Origin of the sequence: Martinezella dioscoreae (assembly GCF_009176305.1) — a bacterium.
GTDB classification, from domain to species: Bacteria; Pseudomonadota; Alphaproteobacteria; order Rhizobiales; family Rhizobiaceae; genus Rhizobium; species Rhizobium dioscoreae.
Genome location: NZ_BLAJ01000004.1, coordinates 501338 through 520537, shown reverse-complemented (window position 1 = coordinate 520537; position 19200 = coordinate 501338). Strand labels below are relative to the sequence as shown.

Annotated in this window: 17 protein-coding genes; 14 read left to right on the top strand and 3 right to left on the bottom strand. The window is 61.1% G+C overall.

All coding sequences use genetic code 11. The features are described 5' to 3' along the window. The first annotated feature begins 9 nt into the window (after positions 1 to 9). Both GDN47_RS19630 and GDN47_RS19625 read left to right on the top strand, forming a co-directional pair. Positions 10 to 1230: a M20 family metallopeptidase gene (locus GDN47_RS19630; protein WP_152094051.1), complete on the top strand. Its 1221-nt coding sequence runs from the start codon at positions 10 to 12 to the stop codon at positions 1228 to 1230. A 6-nt stretch (positions 1231 to 1236) separates the two neighbouring features. Beyond that, complete coding sequence (locus GDN47_RS19625) at positions 1237 to 2361, top strand: M24 family metallopeptidase (RefSeq protein ID WP_152094050.1); 1125 nt, start codon at positions 1237 to 1239, stop codon at positions 2359 to 2361. A 51-nt stretch (positions 2362 to 2412) separates the two neighbouring features. Here GDN47_RS19625 and GDN47_RS19620 read toward each other — a convergent pair whose 3' ends face one another. Continuing rightward, positions 2413 to 3342: a GNAT family N-acetyltransferase gene (locus GDN47_RS19620; RefSeq protein ID WP_152094049.1), complete on the bottom strand. Its 930-nt coding sequence runs from the start codon at positions 3340 to 3342 to the stop codon at positions 2413 to 2415. A gap of 183 nt (positions 3343 to 3525) precedes the next feature. On the opposite strand from GDN47_RS19620, the gene argE reads away from it, so the two are divergent. The 6 genes from argE (at position 3526) to GDN47_RS19590 (ending at position 10099) form a co-directional block, all read left to right on the top strand. After that, a complete protein-coding gene (gene argE, locus GDN47_RS19615; RefSeq protein ID WP_152094156.1) occupies positions 3526 to 4653 on the top strand; it encodes an acetylornithine deacetylase in 1128 nt (375 codons plus the stop codon). Positions 4654 to 4666: 13 nt separating this feature from the next. Then, entirely contained in the window at positions 4667 to 5590 is a 924-nt protein-coding gene (locus tag GDN47_RS19610; protein ID WP_152094048.1) for a 2-hydroxyacid dehydrogenase, read from the top strand. 24 nt (positions 5591 to 5614) lie between these two features. Continuing rightward, a complete protein-coding gene (locus tag GDN47_RS19605; protein ID WP_113331033.1) occupies positions 5615 to 5968 on the top strand; it encodes a cupin domain-containing protein in 354 nt (117 codons plus the stop codon). Between the two features lie 139 nt (positions 5969 to 6107). Further along, positions 6108 to 7571 carry an aldehyde dehydrogenase family protein gene (locus GDN47_RS19600; RefSeq protein WP_152094047.1) on the top strand — a complete coding sequence of 488 codons (1464 nt, stop codon included), beginning with the start codon at positions 6108 to 6110 and terminating at the stop codon, positions 7569 to 7571. Between the two features lie 12 nt (positions 7572 to 7583). Further along, positions 7584 to 8627 (top strand): tartrate dehydrogenase, encoded by a 1044-nt coding sequence (locus tag GDN47_RS19595; protein ID WP_152094046.1) that lies wholly within the window; start codon positions 7584 to 7586, stop codon positions 8625 to 8627. Positions 8628 to 8641: 14 nt separating this feature from the next. Next, entirely contained in the window at positions 8642 to 10099 is a 1458-nt protein-coding gene (locus GDN47_RS19590) for an NAD-dependent succinate-semialdehyde dehydrogenase (protein WP_152094045.1), read from the top strand. Positions 10100 to 10167: 68 nt separating this feature from the next. Here the strand turns inward: GDN47_RS19590 and GDN47_RS19585 are convergent, their stop codons facing one another. Beyond that, the gene (locus GDN47_RS19585) at positions 10168 to 11442 is read right to left on the bottom strand and encodes an NAD(P)/FAD-dependent oxidoreductase (RefSeq protein WP_152094044.1); all 1275 of its coding nucleotides are present in this window, start codon (positions 11440 to 11442) and stop codon (positions 10168 to 10170) included. A 15-nt stretch (positions 11443 to 11457) separates the two neighbouring features. After that, the gene (locus GDN47_RS19580) at positions 11458 to 12126 is read right to left on the bottom strand and encodes a haloacid dehalogenase type II (RefSeq protein WP_113353169.1); all 669 of its coding nucleotides are present in this window, start codon (positions 12124 to 12126) and stop codon (positions 11458 to 11460) included. Positions 12127 to 12445: 319 nt separating this feature from the next. Here GDN47_RS19580 and GDN47_RS19575 point away from each other — a divergent pair, with 319 nt between their 5' ends. The 6 genes from GDN47_RS19575 (at position 12446) to GDN47_RS19550 (ending at position 19199) form a co-directional block, all read left to right on the top strand. Continuing rightward, a complete protein-coding gene (locus GDN47_RS19575) occupies positions 12446 to 13285 on the top strand; it encodes a GNAT family N-acetyltransferase (protein ID WP_152094043.1) in 840 nt (279 codons plus the stop codon). A gap of 13 nt (positions 13286 to 13298) precedes the next feature. Beyond that, entirely contained in the window at positions 13299 to 14672 is a 1374-nt protein-coding gene (locus GDN47_RS19570; RefSeq protein ID WP_152094042.1) for an aspartate aminotransferase family protein, read from the top strand. A gap of 234 nt (positions 14673 to 14906) precedes the next feature. Then, positions 14907 to 15626 (top strand): HAD-IA family hydrolase, encoded by a 720-nt coding sequence (locus tag GDN47_RS19565; RefSeq protein ID WP_152094041.1) that lies wholly within the window; start codon positions 14907 to 14909, stop codon positions 15624 to 15626. A 65-nt stretch (positions 15627 to 15691) separates the two neighbouring features. Next, positions 15692 to 17302, top strand: a complete 1611-nt coding sequence (locus GDN47_RS19560) for an ABC transporter substrate-binding protein (RefSeq protein WP_113420816.1) — start codon at positions 15692 to 15694, stop codon at positions 17300 to 17302. A 98-nt stretch (positions 17303 to 17400) separates the two neighbouring features. After that, on the top strand, positions 17401 to 18351 hold the full coding sequence (locus GDN47_RS19555; protein ID WP_145321546.1) for an ABC transporter permease: 951 nt from the start codon (positions 17401 to 17403) through the stop codon (positions 18349 to 18351). Then, positions 18348 to 19199: an ABC transporter permease gene (locus tag GDN47_RS19550; RefSeq protein WP_145321543.1), complete on the top strand. Its 852-nt coding sequence runs from the start codon at positions 18348 to 18350 to the stop codon at positions 19197 to 19199. Before GDN47_RS19555 ends, GDN47_RS19550 begins: the two co-directional genes overlap by 4 nt. The last annotated feature ends 1 nt before the right edge of the window (position 19200 follow it).

Below are 19200 nucleotides of genomic sequence, written 5' to 3'. Positions count from 1 at the left end.
GCATTACAAATGGACCCGAAATCGCTCATCGGAACAATCGATGAGAAGAGCTGCCTCGACTTCCTGTCGATGATGGTTCGCCAGAAGAGCCATTCCCAAACCGAAGGCGAACGCGAGCTCGCGCGCATCATGGCGCGCCAGATGGAGGCGATCGGACTTCGGTCCGAACTGCAACCCTTCGATAATGGCGAGCGCTTCAATGCTATCGGACGCCTGAAGGGAACCGGCGGTGGAAAGAGCCTGCTCTTCAACGGCCATCTCGATACAAACCCGGTTACCGAGGGCTGGACCGTCGATCCCTGGGGCGGCCTCGTCGACGATAAATTCATCTATGGCATCGGCGTATCCAACATGAAAGCGGGGGATGCCGCCTACTTCTGCGCGGTCAAGACCTTGCTCGACGCCGGCGTCAAGCTGAAGGGCGATGTGATCCTGACCTATGTCGTCGGCGAGCTTCAGGGCGGCGTGGGCACGCTTGCAGCCATCCGCAGCGGCGTTAAAGCCGACTATTTCATCAACAGCGAGCCGAGCGATCTTGCCGCCGTGACGATGCATGCCGCCGCGCTAAGCTTCGTGATCGAGCTGACTGGCGACACGCGGCACCTGTCCAAACGCGAACAATCGGTCGACGCCATCGCCGCCGCCTGCGATCTCATTCCGCGTATCAACGCCATGACCTTCAGCGGCGCGAGAAGCGAAGTGCACCGCTCGATCAATCGCGGCCATGTCGGTGTTATCCATGGTGCGCTCGGGCGTGAGCTGGAGGAATGGCGCCCGCCGCAGGTCGCCGATTTCGTCCGCATCCGAGGTTCGGCCCGCTATGCACCGGGCCAGACGCAGGAAGGTGTGCTTGCCGATCTCGCCGGGGAATTGGTCGCGCTCGAAAAGCGCTTTCCCGGACTGAAAGCCAAGCTGGTGCCTGAGATGATCGAAGGCCGTCCCCTGATGCCGCCTTTCGAAGTCTCGCCGACCTCGCGCATCGTGACCTCGATCAATGCCGCCTATGAGACCGTCCGCGGCGAGACGCAGCCGACGGGCGCCATTACGCCCACGCGCTTTTACGGAACGGACGCCGGCCATCTCTACCATGAGCTCGGCATGGAAGGCATCGTCTGCGGACCAGGCGGCCGGTACAACACCATGCCGGACGAACGCGTCGACATCGTCGACTATCTCGACATGATCCGGGTCTACATGCTCACCATTCTCGACATTTGCGAGGTTGCCTGAGGTCGCATGTTTCCTCGTGACGAATATGATTGGCGTATCGCCAAGGCACATGCCGCCATGGACGCCGCCGCTGTCGATCTGCTCCTGATCGACAGCGGTGAGCTCCTTGCTTGGCTTACCGGTTATACCGTTTCGGAAACCATGTACCGCGCCGCCTTTCTCCCGCGACACGGTGCGCCCTGGTTCGCCCTGCGCGAGCTCGACGAAGCGCCGTGCAGGGAAAAAACCTGGATTTCCGATATCATCGGGTTCGCCGATACGGCCAATCCGCACGAGGCGATCGCCAGCAGCATCCATGCTCGAGGTTTCGCCAGCGCCCGCATCGGCGCCGACTTCGCCTCCTATAGCTTCAGCTCCGATACGGCGGCCAAGCTTTGGGCGCACCTGCCCCAAGCGCAATTCGTCGCTCTTCCCGGCATCAGCGACAGTCTGCGATGGGTCAAATCGGCTCGCGAGATTACCGTTCTGACGCAAGCGGCCGGCATCGCCGACAGGGCCATGCTGGCGATAGCGCAGAATACGCGACCCGGCTCTTCGACCCGCACAGCTGCCGCAACCGCGGCCGCAACGTTCCTGCTTGAAGGTGCTGATAGTGGCGAGACCGGTCCGATCGTCAAGGCCAGCGGCGACCACCAATTCCTGCACGGCTCTTTCAAGAGTGAATTGCTTGACGCAGGCGATATTCTGCACGTGGAGCTTATTCCGCGCGTGGGTGGCTATGGTGCCCGTCTCATGCGGCCGATCGTCATCGGCAGTGTATCGGCAAGGCTTCAGGATATCGCCTCACGCATCATCGCGCTGCAGGACCGACAGATCGAAGCCATGAAGCCGGGCGTTCCTGCCTGCGAGGCGGATGCTATTGTCCGTCAGGGTCTCTTGTCGTCAGGCCTGAGACAGCGTTACGACAATGTAACGGCCTATACGCTTGGTCTCTATACCCGCACGCCGCGCACCAGCGATTTCTCCCGGGTCTTTCTGCCGGATGCAGATTGGCCGCTGGAGGAAGGCATGGTTTTCCATGTCTATACGACAGCCGCCAGGCTTGGATTCAGCGAGACGGTGGTCATTACGCCGGAGGGCGGAAGACGGCTGACGATGACGCCACGCCACCTGCTCGGTCTGGCTAAATAACATCTGGCCAACACGCGAAAGTCCTGCGCGCGGCGAGGTCGTGCCGCGATTTTAGCCGAGCGCCTGGCTAGCGAGAGCATATGTGACCGCCATACCGGCGCTGGCTTTGTTTCTATTGGAGGGATGGTTTCCAAGCGACATGGTCAGGACGGTATCGTAGACAAGCATCCCGCACTGCGACACGTAAGAGGCGAAATCGCCGCTCTCCATCTGCGTGTCGAGACGAAGAAATTGGCCGGCATGATGCGCCACGTGTGGCTCGACCACGACGATCGCATCGCCATCACTTGACGCAACCACAGGCCCGACGACATGGCCGCGTCCGAAAGGCCGGCACAAGGCGAAAGCCTGCAAATCCGCTCCCCGGAACAGACCGTAACCGATCGATTGCTCGTAGAGACGCCTGACCAGCTCCGAGCGATCGGCACCGAAGGCGATGGCATCGAGCCGCAGGATCGCGGCAAGATCGTCGGCGCCAAGCCGCCTTACCGTGCCGTCCGAAGGCAGCGGCGCGAAATCCTTCGCGATCCGCGCCTCCCCCTGGCATTGGTAGACCGTCTTTTCCGGCTTGAAATCCAGCGAAAGATACAGACGCCGCGCCGCCCGTGTCGCACTGAGGCTGAGGCGGCGTCCCGCAACCTTGTCGAGGATCCGGCTCATCAGCCATTGACCGGTGCCATTGGTCTGCAAACGCGGAGAGGTAATCACCATGCCGACGGTGGCAAACTCGTCTCCGTGCGGAAACCACATAGCAGATCCCATGACGCGACCGATCTCATCGAGTGCGACGATGCCGCTACCCGTCTGCCTCAGAAATTCCCAGTCTTCGGCTCGATGCGGCCAACGGACTGAGATCGACAGCGCGTGCAACTGATCGAGCTCCACGTCCTTGATGTCGCCGATATGCATGGAGAAAGCATCGACCCGCAAACTGTCAGATACCTTCACTGGACCACCTCGAAACCTGCTACCTATACCCATGCGCCAAAACAGACGCGCTCCCCGTCAGCAAGGATAGGCGACGCCCGCCGATACAATTAGCTCGAATTGCGTGTGCCTGCACAACAATCGACTGAAACACTTCGACATTCGGCATGCAATTATGAAAGCGGAGGCCAATGGTATTGGGAAATGTCAGCAAATACCGCAGCCGCCGAGGAGCATATGGACACGGTTGAAATCCTCGCCCGTCTTGTCGCCTTTCCGAGCGTCGTCGGCACGCCGAATGACGGGATCGTCGGCTGGATTCAGACGCATCTGCAAGGTCTCGGAATCCACGTCACCGAGCTTCCAGGACCTGAAGGCGACAGGTCCAACATCTTTGCCACGATCGGCCCCAGGGATGTCGCCGGTTATATTCTGTCCGGGCATATGGATGTCGTTCCCGCTGGAGAGCCGGGCTGGACCTCGGAACCTTTCGCGCTCAGAAAGGAGGCAGATCGACTCTACGGGCGCGGTACGACCGACATGAAAGGGTTCCTTGCCGCAGCGCTTGCCGCAGCGCCGGGCCTTGCCAGGGCAAATCTTGCCCGCCCCATTCATCTCGCATTCTCCTATGACGAAGAAGCGGGATGCCGGGGCGTGCCGCATCTACTGGCGCGGATGAAGGAACTCTGCGCACCCCCGCAAGGCGCTATCATCGGCGAGCCCAGCCGCATGCAGGCCGTGCGCGCCCATAAGGGGAAAGCGGCGGCTCGCGTCACCGTCGGCGGACGGGCGGGCCATTCGTCTCGTCCAGACCTGGCGCTCAACGCCATCCATGCCATGTCGCGGGTGCTCAATTCGGCGGTCGATGAAGCTCGGAGGCTGACGCTCGGCCCGTTCGACCCCGTATTCGAGCCGCCGTACTCGACGCTTCAGGCCGGCATTGTGTCCGGCGGACTGGCGCTGAACATCGTCCCCGACAACTGCCTGCTCGACCTCGAGGCACGTGCTATCGCCGACGTGGCCCCTGAGGAATTGCTGGCCCCGATCCGCCATTGCGCTGACATGCTCAAGGAACAGGGCTTTTCCGTCGATTGGACCCCGCTCAGCGCCTATCCCGCACTGTCGCTTGCGAAGGACGCGCCACTTGCAGCCTTGTTGGAAGAAATGACCGGCAGGCCCTCGCTTGCAGCGGTCAGCTACGGGACCGAGGCTGGCCTATATCAGGCAGCCGGGATCGATGCGATCATCTGTGGGCCTGGCGACATAGAGCGCGCCCACAAGCCCGACGAATACATTCTAGAGGACGAACTCGAGGAATGCCGCCAAATGATATTGGCCCTGGCTGCGCGATGCGTGCGGTCTTGAGGGAGCAATCGCCATGACATTTCTCTTCAATTCGGATGCCAAGCGCGGAGCGATCTTCGCTCGGGCCTTCGCCAAGGAACTTCCGGATCTGGCATTTTCCACGGATGCGGCGAGCGTCGATCCTGATGAGGTTCGGTTCCTCATCACTTGGACGGTGCCAGACGACCTCGCCCGCTATCGCAATCTGGAAATCCTGTTTTCGATCGGTGCCGGCGTCGACCAGTTCAAGACGGATCTCGTGCCCGAGCATGTGAAGATCGTCCGCATGGTCGAGGATGGCATCATCAGGATGATGCAGGAATATGTGACGCTTGCCGTGCTCGCGCTGCATCGCGACCTCCTCTCCTATCTTGCGCAGCAGCGCGTCGGGGAATGGCGCGGCCTGCCTCAGCGTCAGGCACATGAAAGACGGATCGGAGTTCTGGGATTGGGGGTTCTCGGAACAGCCGTGCTCGAGCGGTTGAAGCCCTTCGGCTTTCCGCTCGCCGGCTGGAGCAGATCGCCCCGGACGATCGAGGGTGTCGAGTGCCATCATGGTGAAACCGGCCTCAGAACCATGGTGGCGGCGACAGATATTCTCATTTGCCTGCTGCCTCTGACGCCGGAGACCACGGGGTTTCTGAACGACACGCTTCTTGGCGGCCTTCCGGCGGGGGCGATGCTCGTGCATGCCGGTCGCGGCCCGCAGCTCGATGCGCACGCGCTGATCGAAGCGCTCGATAGCGGCCGTCTGGCAGCGGCGGTGATCGATGTGACCGACCCAGAACCCCTGCCCTCGGGTCACCCTTTATGGCGACACCCGAAAATCATGCTCACTCCGCATATCGCCAGCGTTACACAGCCCGATACCGCCGCACGCGCGGTGATCGACAACATCCGTCGTTATCGCGCAGGCCAGGATCCCATCGGGCTCGTCGACCGGCGGCGCGGATATTGAACCCATAGCAATGACAGGCTCGCCATGACCTTCCTTAAGACCGTCGTAACCAATCCCGGTACGGCCCCGCGTGAATCCAAAGCCTTGCCGGAAAGACTGATTGCCGGCGATCCCTCGTTCAAGACCTGGGCGCAGGATGAGGCGAAGGACGGCGCCGTGCGCACTGGTGTCTGGGAGGCGACGCCAGGCGAGACCCGGTCGATCAAGGGCGAGACCTTCGAATTCTGCCACATCCTCGCGGGTGTCGTCGAAATCACTCCCGATGACGGCGAACCAGTGATCTACCGGGCCGGCGACAGCTTTGTGATGAAGCCGGGCTTCGTGGGCAGATGGAAGACGATCGAGACCGTTCGCAAGATCTATGTGACGGTGGGATGAAGGCCGCTGGCCGCCGCAACAGAAATCACTGTTCGCCCCGGCCGAAACGCAAGATTCGTCGGCCCGCGCGCCGGCATACGGAGCAAGCTGCTCGTAAGCCGGCGCTAGGCTCTGGCAAAGCCTTAAGAAAGAGCTTCCCATGAGCTTGAGCTTCGATCCTGACACCTTGCCATTGCCGATCGGCCATTTCATCGGCGGGGAGCTCATTGAAGCTCCCGGCGAGATCGACATGAAAAGGCCCTCCGACGGCAAGCCTTATGCAGGTTGCCCGATTGCGAGCCACGAGATGGTGGACCGCGCCGTCGAATCGGCCAAGGCGGCATTGAAGGCGAGCAACTGGAGCGGCCTGCGGCCGCGCGAACGTGTCCGCGTAATGCATGCCTGGGCGGACCTGATTGAAGCGGAGACGGAGACGTTGGCTCGAATAGAGGCTCTGTCCTCCACCCGATTGATCAGTCAATTGCCGGCCGGCGACATAGCGGTCACCGCGGAGCAGATTCGTTTCTTTGCCGAATTCGCCGACAAGGAGGGCAGCGATGTCGTGCCGACCGATGACAAAACGTTCGGCATGATCCTCAGCGAACCCTACGGGGTCGTCGGCGCGATAACGCCCTGGAACTTTCCGGTCTCCATGGCCGGCTGGAAGCTCGGTCCGGCGCTTGCCGCAGGCAATGCCGTCGTCCTCAAACCCTCGGAAATGACGCCATTTTCGACTGTTTACCTGGCCAAGCTCGCCGTGAGGGCCGGATTGCCCGCCGGCCTCTTCAACGTCGTTCTCGGCGACGGGCTCGCCACCGGTACGGCGCTCACCGACCATCCCGATATCGCCAAGGTCAGCTTCACTGGCTCCACCCGAGCGGGATCCGCGATCATGGAGAATATCGCCCGGTCTGGCATCAAGCCGATGACCCTGGAGCTTGGCGGCAAGAGCCCGCAGATCGTCTTCAAGGACGCCGATCTTTCGAAAGCGGCCGATGCGATCGTCGGCAGCATTCTCTTCAATGCCGGCCAGGCTTGCGTCGCCGCGACGCGCGTGATCGTGGAGGCAAGCGTTGCCGGCCAATTCACGGAAGCCCTCATCGCGCGGATGGCGGATATCGGTCCTGGCCCCACCTGGGATGAGGCGACACGCTATTCGCCGATCATTTCCGAGCGCCAGCGCGACCGGATCGACGCGATCGTCGCTGCCGCGATCAGCGAAGGCGGCCGCTGTATCGCCGGCGGCAAGCCGATGGACAGGCCGGGCTACTTCTACGAACCGACGCTTTTGACCGATCTCGATCCGTCTTCTCCCGCCATTCTCGAGGAAATCTTCGGGCCGGTCCTGACGCTGCAGACTTTCGAGAACGAAGACGAAGCGATGGTGCTTGCCGATCACCCCTCCTATGGTCTTGCCGCGGGCCTGTTTACATCCGACCTGTCGCGTACCATCCGCCTCAGCCGACAGATCCAGGCAGGTACGGTCTGGGTCAATCGCTACAGCCGCTCGCGGGATCATATCTTACCGACCGGCGGCTATAAGCGCTCCGGCATCGGCAAGGACCTGGGACGCGAGGCTTATCTTGCCAATCGCAAAACGAAGAGCGTGCTCATCAGCCTTTGAGGGACCTATACCATGAAGACCTACTCGATAGCTCTGATCCCTGGTGACGGCATCGGCAAGGACGTGACAGACGCCGCATGGTCGGTGCTGCAAGTTGCTGCCAAGACTGGCGGCTTTGCACTGAATAGCACCGAATTTCCGTGGTCCTGCCAATTCTACAAGCAGACGGGGCGGATGATGCCGGAAGACGGGATCGAGATGCTAAGGTCGTTCGATGCGATCCAACTCGGGGCCGTCGGCTGGCCGGCCGAAGTGCCCGATGCGGTCTCGCTGCACGGCCTGTTGCTGCCGATCCGCAAGGCCTTCGTGCAATATGCCAATATCCGACCGCACCGGCTGCTGCCGGGGGTCCAGGGACCGCTGCGGGCGGAGACATTCGACATTCTCTGCATCCGCGAAAACACCGAGGGTGAATATTCGGGCGCCGGCGGTCGCGTCCATCAGGGCACGAGTGATGAAGTCGCGGTGGAGACGTCGATCTTTACCCGCGCGGGCGTCGAGCGCATCCTGCGTTTCGGCTTCGAGCAGGCGCGTGTCCGGCGCGGCAAGCTTGCCTCCGTCACCAAGTCCAATGCCCAGAAATATTCCATGGTGTTCTGGGATGAAATCACGGCCAGGCTTTCGGCGGAATATCCCGATGTCGAAGTCACGAGCTATCACATCGACGCGATGGCGGCCCGCATGGTGATGGCGCCGGAAAGCCTCGACGTCGTCGTCGCCTCCAATCTGTTCGGCGATATCCTGACCGATCTTGGCGCGGCCATTCAGGGCGGCCTTGGATTTGCGGCTTCAGCCAACATCAACCCGCAGCGCGACGCCCCATCGATGTTCGAGCCGGTTCACGGTTCAGCCCCGGACATTGCGAGCCGCGGCATCGCCAACCCGATCGCCGCCATCTGGTCGGGAGCGATGATGCTCGATCATCTGGGCGAGAGGGATGCTGCCACCCGCATCATCGCGGCGATGGAGGCAGTAACCGCGCGCGGCATCGGCACACTTCCGGGCAAGGATCGAACGGAAACCATTACCGCCGGCATCATCGCCGCGCTCTCCTGATTGCAGAGGACCTCATGTTGGATTTGAAAGACAAGCAGCTTTTTCGTGACAAAGGATTGATCGATGGAGCCTGGGTCGCGGCGGCCTCAGGCGCGGCGGTGGATGTTCAAGACCCCGCCAGACAGGCTACCATCGGCACGGTGCCCGACATGGGTTCTAGGGAGACGCGCAACGCGATCGCGGCTGCCGAGCGCGCGCAGCGCAGCTGGAGGCGCAAGACGAATGCGGAACGTGCCGCCCTTCTCGAAGCCTGGCACGATCTCATGCTTGAGAATGTCGACGATCTCGCCCTCATTCTGACAACGGAGCAAGGCAAACCGCTCGATGAAGCCCGTGGGGAAATCCGCTATGGCGCCTCCTTCGTGAAATGGTTCGCCGAGGAAGCCCGCCGCATCAACGGCCACACGATACCGTCTCCCACACCCGATCGCCGCATCATCGTGCTCAAGGAGCCGGTCGGCGTCTGCGGCATCATCACGCCCTGGAATTTTCCCAATGCGATGATTACGCGCAAGGTCGCGCCCGCCCTTGCCGCAGGCTGCACCGTTGTCATCAAGCCCTCGGAATTCACCCCCTATTCCGCTCTCGTCCTCGGAGTCCTCGCCGAGCGCGCCGGCATCCCGGCCGGCGTCATCAATATCGTCACCGGCATGCCGGCCGAGATCGGCAACGAGATCATGGGCAACGAAACCGTGCGCAAGATCTCCTTCACCGGCTCGACGAGGGTTGGCGCGCTGCTGATGCGCGGTGCCGCCGGCAGCATCAAGCGGCTCAGCCTCGAACTCGGCGGTAACGCGCCCTTCATCATCTTCGACGACGCCGATCTCGATCTGGCCGTCGAAGGCGCGCTTGCCTCCAAGTTCCGCAATGGCGGCCAGACCTGCGTCTGCGCCAACCGGCTCCTTGTGCAATCGAGCGTCTATGACACCTTCGCAGCGAAACTAAAAGCGAAGGTCGATGCCATGAAGGTCGGGCCGGGCACGGAGGCCGGCGTGTCGATCGGCCCGATGATCAACCAGGCGGCAATCGAGAAAATCGACCGGCATGTCCGCGACGCGCTGGCAAAGGGCGCAACGATCATCACAGCCGCCCGGCAGCTACCCGACGGCGGACAATATACGGCTCCGATCGTCCTGACCGGGGCAACGACAGAGATGGAGCTTGCCGGCGAAGAGACCTTCGGACCGGTGGCGCCGCTCTTTCGCTTCGAGACCGAAGAGGAGGCGATCGCGATCGCCAACGGCACGCCCTTTGGCCTGGCGTCCTATTTCTATACCGACAATCTCAAGCGCGCCTGGCGCGTTGGCGAGGCCTTGGAATTCGGCATGGTCGGGCTCAATACCGGCTCGGTGTCGATGGAAGTTGTCCCCTTCGGCGGCGTCAAGCAATCCGGGATCGGCCGTGAGGGCGCGCAAGCTGGTATCGAGGAATATCTCGAGATGAAAAGCTTTCACATGGGCGGGCTGGGCTAGATCAGAATCCAGTACCATAGCGGGTCACTCTGTTCGCGATCGGCCCGCCATGGTCCCGGCAACTGTCGTTACTGGAACTTGTCCAGCGCCTTATAGTAGAGGCCCACCAACGGCAGGAACCATGGTTTGCCGAAATGACCCGGCACGGCCGGCCAATCGACATCCCTCATGGGATTGCGATCCTCGCGGCCGAGCATGGCATCGGCCATGATCATGCCGAGATGCGTCGACAGTTGAGCACCATGGCCGGAATAGCCCATCGCATACCAGCTTCCATCATGATAGCCGGCGCGCGGATAGCGATCCTTGGTCATATCGACGAGACCGCCCCAGCAATAATCGACATCGACTCCGGCAAGCTGGGGAAATATCTCGGCCAAACCCGCTCTCAGAATTGCGCCGCTCTTGGCGTCGGAACGATGGTCGGAGGTCGCGGAAAATCGTGCCCGGCCGCCGAATAGCAACCGGTTGTCGGGGGAGAGGCGGAAATAGTTGCCGATGTTCATCGAGGTGACGCAGGTGCGGTTTCCCGGCATGACCGATGCGATCTCATCCGCCGTCAGCGGTCGGGTTGCGATCAGGAAGCTGCCGACCGAGATGATCCGCCGGCGGAAATAGCTGAAATTCGGGGTCGTGTAGGCGCCGGTCGCCACCAGCACATTGTCGGCCGTGATCTCGCCGCGCGGTGTCACCAACCGATGCCTGCCCTTTTCCCGCAGCCTGTTCGTCACCGGCGCCGCCTCATAAATTGCCGCGCCATGGCGAACCGCTGCATCCGCGAGGCCGGCAGCGTAGCGGCCCATATGCATCATCGCGCTTTTCTTGAAGAGCATGGCTCCATGGAAAGGCGAGCCGATTTCCTGTTTGAGATCGTCCGGCGTAAGCAGCGCCGTATCCGGATCGACTTCGGCATGAACCTCTTCGAAATTGCGGGCGATCGATCCGAAATGCTGCGGCTTCGATGCCAGCTTCAGCTTTCCGGCCCGGCGAAAATTGCAGTCGATGCCCTCTTCGGCGACAAGCGCCTCGATCGTATCGATGGAGGCGTCGAGCGCCTTATAGAGCGCGATCGCCCTCTCCCTGCCGAGTTCGGCTTTGGCGGCTGGATAACTGTGGGCAAGACCGTTGTTCAGATGACCGCCGTTACGGCCCGAGGCGCCCCAGCCGACACGCTCGGCTTCGAGAACGACGACCCTCGCACCGGCCTTGGCCAGTTGCCGGGCCGCGGACAGTCCGGTGAAACCGGCTCCTATGACACAGGCGTCGTAATGCCCTTCGACGTGGCCTTGCCGGCCTCCGGCAAAGGCCGGCGCCGTGTCATGCCAATAGGAGACGAATTTCATGAATCTGCCTTTCCCTTAAAGTCCGACGACGCCGGGCAGGCCGGATATGTCCGCGATCTCGACATAGCCGTAATAGGGATTTGCCGGCTCATGACCACGGTTGACCCAGACCTTGTTCTTGATGCCGAGATCATGCGCCGACATCAGATCATAGCGGAAAGAGGACGAGCAATGCAGGATGTCCTCCGGCCCACAGCCCAGCATGTCGAACATATATTCGAACGCCTTGAAGCGCGGCTTGTAGGCATTGGCCTGCTCTGCCGTATAGACGGCATGGAAAGGCGCGCCGAGTTTCTCGACATTCGACATGATCTGGCTGTTCATCGCGTTGGACAGGATGACCAGAGGGATTTCCTTGGCAACCTTCGCCAGTCCGGCCGGCACGTCGGGATGCGGCCCCCAGCCGGGCACGCGTTCATAGATCGCTTTGGCGTCTTCCGCGCGGAACTTGACGCCATTCGCGCGGCAGGTCCGCTCGACCGCATTGTGAACGACGTTGGCATATGGCTTCCAATCACCGAGAACCTCGTCCAGCCGATAGGCGGCGAAATTCTTGATGAATTGCAGCATCCTCGCCTCATCGAGCTCGGCGCCATAGATGTCGCGAGCCGCTTCGGCCATCTCGAAATTGATGAGCGTGCCATAGCAATCGAAGGTGATGTATTTCGGCCGGAAAGGCGCCATGTCCGTTCGTCCTCTATCTAAAGGGCATCTGCGTTCTTTATGAGACGATCATAGGCTGAAGTCCCACGACGGACGTGATCGAATTGGCGTGTCCGCAAAGCATATTGTTTCGTATGCGCGGCGTCCTTTGGCAGAGTGTTGCAGCGGATATGCGTCGCGACGTTGTTTTTGGACCATTGCGGAGCGACCGAAAAAGGATCTTCAGCATAAGATGCGGCCAAGCGCGCCCGCTACGGCGAAAGATATCACGACGAACCATGCCTTCAGATAATCTGCCATGCGGGGATCGCCGAGACTTGGGGCAAGGAAAGGATGCCCCATGCGAACCGACAGCATAAATTTGGTCAGCTTCACACCGGAGCATATAGACGGCGCCCTCGCCCTCTCACGTCAAGCCAAATGGCCTCATCGTGCCGAGGACTGGCGTCTGGCCTTGCGTTTGAGCCAAGGCGCAGCAGCCGTGGACGAGACGGGTCGCGTCGTAGGCACCATCCTGATGACTCCCTATGGAGAAGATTGCGCGACGATCAACATGGTGATCGTCGACGAAAACCTGCGCGGCCGCGGGCTTGGCCGCAAGCTCATGGATGCGGCAATGGCGCTGGCTGGCCACCGCCCTCTGAGGCTCATTGCAACCACGGACGGACTGCCGCTGTATCGCAAGCTCGGCTTTGTCGCCGAGGGCGAGATCTTTCAGCATCAGGGCCATCTTTCCGACCTTGCGCAGGCTGGGGATGTCGAGGCCGCGACCACCGATGATTTTTCCGCGATCAAAGCGCTCGACCGCGCAGCTTTCGGTGCGGATCGCTGCACGTTGATCGACGCGCTCACAGATGTCGCGCAGGTAGTCGTCATTCGGCGACGCGGCCGTATCGAGGCATTCGGCGCGCTGCGCGCCTTTGGGCGCGGCGATGTGATCGGGCCTGTCGTCGCATCGAATGCCGAGGATGCGAAATCGTTGATAACTGCGCTTGCCCTTCGCAAGCCGAGCGAATTCCTGCGCGTCGATACGAACGAAAGCTCGGGGCTGACCGGCTGGCTGGCGCAGATCGGCCTTAGCCATGTGGGCGGCGGTATCGCGATGCGGCGCCCGGGCGGCGCTGGAGCCCTCGGCCGGGACGCGAGAATATTTGCATTGGCCAATCAGGCTCTTGGATAATTTGGAGATCATCATGCTCGCCAACTCGCTCATCGAACTTGATCGCGCGCACCTCATCCATCCTGTCTCATCTTATCGCGGCCATGAAAAACTGGGCGTGCGGGTGTTGCGATCCGCAAAAGGCGCAACCGTCACCGACGCATCGGGCCATCAGCTTGTCGACGGCTTTGCCGGTCTCTGGTGTGTGAACGCGGGCTACGGGCATGAGAGCATCGTTGAAGCAGCAGCCCGCCAGATGCGTGAACTGCCCTATGCGACGGGTTACTTCGATATCGGTTGCGAGGCGGCCATTCGCCTTGCCGCCGAACTCGCCGACCGGGCGCCCGGCGATCTCAATCATATCTTCTTCACGCTCGGCGGATCGGATGCCGTCGACAGCACGGTGCGTTTCGTCCGCTACTATTGGCATGCCAAGGGCAAGCCGGAGCGCGACCAGTTCATCTCGATCGAGCAGGGTTACCACGGGTCCTCGACCGTTGGAGCCGGCCTCACGGCGCTACCCGGCTTCCATGCCGGCTTCGGCGTCCCCTTCGACTGGCAGCACAAGATCCCCTCCCCCTATCCGTACCGCAATCCGGCCGGCGAAGCGGCGGATGCGATCATTGCCGCCTCGATCGCGGACCTCAAATCAAAGATCGAAGCGATCGGCGCCGAGCGCGTGGCGGCATTTTATGCCGAACCTATCCAGGGATCAGGCGGCGTCATCGTGCCGCCGAAAGGCTGGCTCAAGGCGATCCGCGATCTCTGCAGCCAATATGACATTCTCTTCATCGCCGACGAGGTCATCACCGGCTTCGGCAGGACCGGTCCGCTGTTCGCCTGCTCGTATGACGAAATCGTCCCTGACTTCATGACGACGGCCAAGGGCCTGACCTCCGGCTACGTGCCCATGGGCGCCGTGTTCATGTCCGATCGCGTCTATGATGTCATCGCTGACAGCGCCGGTAGTGCGGCGGTCGGCCATGGCTACACCTATTCGGCCCATCCCGTCAGCGCGGCAGTCGGGCTCGAAGTGCTGAAGCTCTATGAGGGCGGCCTTCTCGAAAACGGCATAAAGGCCGGTGCGCGCCTGATGGAGGGGCTGGAAAGCCTGCGAGACCATCCGCTGGTCGGCGACGTCCGCGGCCGCGGGATGCTGGCAGCCATCGAACTGGTCGTCGACAAGGCCAGGAAGACACCATTGCCAAGTGCCGCCGCGCCGGCGCGCAGGATCTTCGATCGCGCCTGGAACAATGGCCTCGTCATCCGCGCGTTCGCCCATGGCGTGCTTGGATACGCCCCACCGCTCTGCTGCACGGACGATGATATCGACGCGATCCTGGAGCGCACACGAAAGACCCTCGACCAGACTTTGGAAGATCCGGACGTTCGGGACGCCATGCGTTGAAGCGGCATATGCCGTTCTTCGTTGGCGAAATGTCGGACAGAGCCGGAAATTCGGAATTTTGTGCCGCGATACACTATCGATTCGGCGACTTCGCCGTTCAGGAACTGCCAAACTGCTTCCTAGAACGGCTGAAAGCCGGCTTTTCCGGGCCTTCGCAGGACGATTTCCGCCCTTTGGGTCAGAATTTTATGCTGCAGCGGCTTGTCCGCAGCGGATCATGAAGGAGAGCATGACTTGGCCAAAGACTTTCAGGACTTCAAATATCTTACCTTCGATGTCGTCGGCACCCTCATCGACTTCGAAGGTGGCATAAAGACCTGCCTCGCCGAGATTGCGGCTGAAGCTGGCACCTCCATCGATGGCGAAGAGGCGCTGAGGCTCTATCGCCAGGCGCGCTACAGCGAGGACGCGGAACTCTTTCCGGATGATCTCTCACGGGTCTACATGGTCATTGCGCCCGCCCTTGGCCTGCCGAAAGATCGATATGCGCAGCGACTGCGTGATTCCGTCGCCAACTGGAACGCGTTCGACGATAGCGCGGCAGCACTTGCCGAGCTCAAGAAAACGCATCGCCTCGTCGCCATGACAAACGCTCGCCGCTGGGCGCTCGATCACTTCGAAAAAAAGCTCGGCTCGCCGTTCTTCGCGAGCTTCACGACCGACGACACCGGCACGGAAAAGCCAGATCCCGCCTTCTTCGAACAGGTATTCGAATTCGTCGGCGGCAAAGGAGCGAGCAAGAACGACATTCTGCATGTCGCTCAAAGCCAGTACCACGATATCGGCATTTCGCGAAAGCTTGGGCTGACCAATTGCTGGATCGAGCGCCGTCATGCGCAGGACGGCTATGGCGGCACGATAGAGCCAGAGAGATTCACTCAACCCGACTACCACTTCACGTCGATGGCGGCCTTCGCCTCGGCGGTCAAGGAAAGGCTGACCGAAAGACAGTGACCCAACCCGGGAGAGCTTGCGACCAAGACGGGCATCCCATCAATCAATAGAAAAAGGGGAATGAGATGACTGACGGAATTACGAACTGGACCACCGCCGACGACGCGATGGTGGAGAACGCCATCCGGCGCGGTGCAACGCGGCGCGACCTCCTGAAACTGATGCTGGCGGGAGGTGTTGCGATATCATCGGCGGGCATCATTCTCGGCCGCGCCACGCAGGCCGTCGCAGCAGCGCCGGTTTCCGGCGGCGCTTTCAAGGGGGCCGGCTGGTCGTCCTCGACCGCCGACACGCTGGATCCCGCAAAGGCATCCCTGTCGACGGACTATGTGCGCTGCTGCTCGCTCTACAATCGCCTGACCTTCATCGACAAGGCCGGCGTGACACAAATGGAGCTTGCCGAGAGCATCGAAAGCAAGGACGCCAAGACCTGGACGATCAAGCTGCGCAAGGGCGTAACCTTCCATGACGGCAAGGAACTGACGGCCGACGATGTCGTCTTCTCGCTGAAACGCCATCTCGACCCGGGCGTCGGCTCCAAGGTCGCCAAGATCGCCGCCCAGATGACCGGCTTCAAGGCCATCGACAAGTCGACGGTCGAAATCACGCTTGCCGACCCGAATGCCGACCTGCCGACCATTCTGGCCCTGCATCATTTCATGATCGTCGCCAATGGCACGACGGACTTTTCGAAAGGCAACGGCACCGGCGCCTTCGTTCTCGAAACCTTCGACCCGGGTAATCGGTCAGTCGTCGTCAAGAACAAGAACTACTGGAAGTCCGGCCAGCCCTATCTCGATTCCTTCGAGTTCTTCGCGATCAGCGATGACAATGCCCGCGTGAATGCCCTGCTCTCGGGCGACATCCATCTTGCCGCCGCCATCAATCCCCGCGCCGTGAAGCTGGTCGATGGCCAGTCCGGCTTCGCACTTTCGAAAACGACAAGCGGCAACTACACCAACCTCAACATGCGCCTCGACATGACGCCGGGGAACAAGAAGGACTTCGTCGACGGGATGAAGTCCCTGGTCAATCGCGAGCAGATCGTCAAATCGGCACTGCGCGGTTTTGGCGAAGTGGCCAACGATCAGCCCGTTTCCCCGGCGAACATCTACCATAACAATGACTTGAAGCCGAAAGCCTTCGATCCGGACAAGGCCAAGTTCCATTTCCAGAAGGCGGGCGTGCTCGGACAGTCCATTCCGGTGATCGCATCCGACGCGGCAGGCTCGTCGATCGATATGGCAATGATCATCCAGGCCGCGGGCGCGAATATCGGCATGAAGCTCGATGTCCAGCGCGTTCCGTCTGACGGCTATTGGGATAATTACTGGCTGAAGGCGCCGATCCATTTCGGCAACATCAATCCGCGCCCGACGCCCGACATCCTGTTCTCGCTCCTCTATGCCTCCAACGCGCCATGGAACGAGAGCCAGTATAAGTCGGAGAAATTCGACAAGATGCTGATCGAAGCTCGCGGCTTGCTCGATCAGACCAAGCGCAAGCAGATCTACGACGAAATGCAGGTGATGATCGCCGACGAGGCGGGCACCATCATCCCTGCCTATATCTCGAATGTGGATGCCATTTCGAGCAAGGTACACGGATTGGAAGCCAATCCGCTCGGTGGCATGATGGGCTACGCGATGGCGGAATATCTCTGGCTCCAGGCCTGACCCCTGCTGGACATCTCTCCCGGGGACGGTCGCGGCCGCCACCGGGAGCCGTCCCGCGAACGCCATTCGTTTCGTAGAACGCCGCAGGAGCGATTTGTTTGAGATCCGAGGTTTCCATTCTTGTCCTGAACCGGCTTTTAATTGCGATCATCTCCTTGTTGATCGTGTCGTTCGCCGTCTTTTTTGCAACCAGCATGCTGCCGGGAGACACCGCCTCGATCCTGCTCGGCCAGGCGGCTACGCCCGAGGCGGTTGCGGGCTTGCGCAAGGCCATGCACCTCGACGAGCCAGCGATCCTGCGATTCATGGGATGGCTTTTGGGTCTGATGAGAGGCGACCTCGGCATTTCCTACGCGAATAACATGCCTGTCGCGCAGTTGATCGGCGGCCGCCTGGTCGCGACGTTGGAGCTTGCCGCCATAACGACGCTCGTCTCGGTGCCGCTCGCGCTGCTGCTCGGCATCACATCCGCCATGCTTCGCGGCTCCTATTATGATCGGCTCGTAACCGTCATCTCGATCGGCGTCATATCAGTGCCCGAATTCATGGTCGCGACGCTCGCTGTGTTGCTGTTTGCCGTCTATCTGCGCTGGCTGCCGGCATTGTCGTCGACGAGCGAGGCGCATACGCTCTTCGACCTCATGAAAATCTATGCCATGCCGGTCATCACGCTCACCTTCGTCACCTCCGCGCAAATGATCCGCATGACCCGGGCAGCGCTTATTGAGACGCTGAAGACCCCCTATGTCGAAATGGCGCTGCTCAAAGGCGCCTCACGCAGCCGCATGGTGTTCAGGCACGCATTGCCCAATGCTCTCGGGCCGATCGTCAATGCCATCGCGCTTTCGCTTTCCTATCTCGTCGGCGGCGTCATCATCGTCGAGACGATCTTCAACTATCCAGGCATCGCCAAGCTGATGGTGGACGCGGTCGCGACCCGCGATCTGCCGCTGATCCAGAGCTGCGCGATGATCTTTTGCCTTGGTTATCTCCTGTTGATCACCGCCGCCGACATCATTGCCATCCTGTCGAATCCGAGGCTGCGATGACCACGAAAAGCTTGGCTCCCCGCACTCCATCCCTGTTTGGCTACAGGGTCAACCCCGTTGGCGTCGTCGCCTTCGCCATCATTCTCGGCTGGACGACCGTCGCCCTGTTCGCGCCCTATATCATCCCCTACTCCGTCGGTGACATCGTCGATACGGACTATTTCGGTCCGATAAGCGATCAATTATGGCTCGGCTCGGACTATCTCGGCCGAGACATGCTTTCGCGCGTCCTGATGGGCGCGCGCTACACGGTCGGCATTTCCTTGGCTGCGGTGGCGCTCTGCTGTCTTTGCGGCGTGGCGCTTGGCATGACGGCCGCGGTCATCGGTGGGTGGTTCGACACGATCCTGAGCCGGTTTCTCGATGCCCTGAACTCGATTCCAAGCAAGCTTTTCGGCCTGGTGGTCGTTGCCGCCGTTGGCTCTTCCATTCCCGTCCTGATCATTACGCTCGCCGTCATCTACACGCCCGGCGCCTATCGCTTTGCTCGCGCGCTCGCTGTCAATATCAATACGATGGACTTCATCACCGTTGCGCGTATCCGCGGCGAGAAGGTCGGCTATATCATCGCCTCCGAAATCCTGCCGAACATTATCCGGCCGGTCCTGGCGGACTTCGGCCTGCGCTTCGTCTTTGTCGTGCTCCTGCTCTCGGGCCTTTCCTTTCTCGGCCTCGGCCTGCAGCCGCCCCATGCCGATTGGGGAGCCCTGGTCCGCGAGAACATCGGCGGCCTGCCCTTCGCCGCCCCTGCCGTGATCGTGCCTTCCTTCGCCATTGCCAGCCTCACCATCAGCGTCAACCTGCTGATCGACAACCTGCCACGCAGGATCAGGGACAGGAGCGCATGAT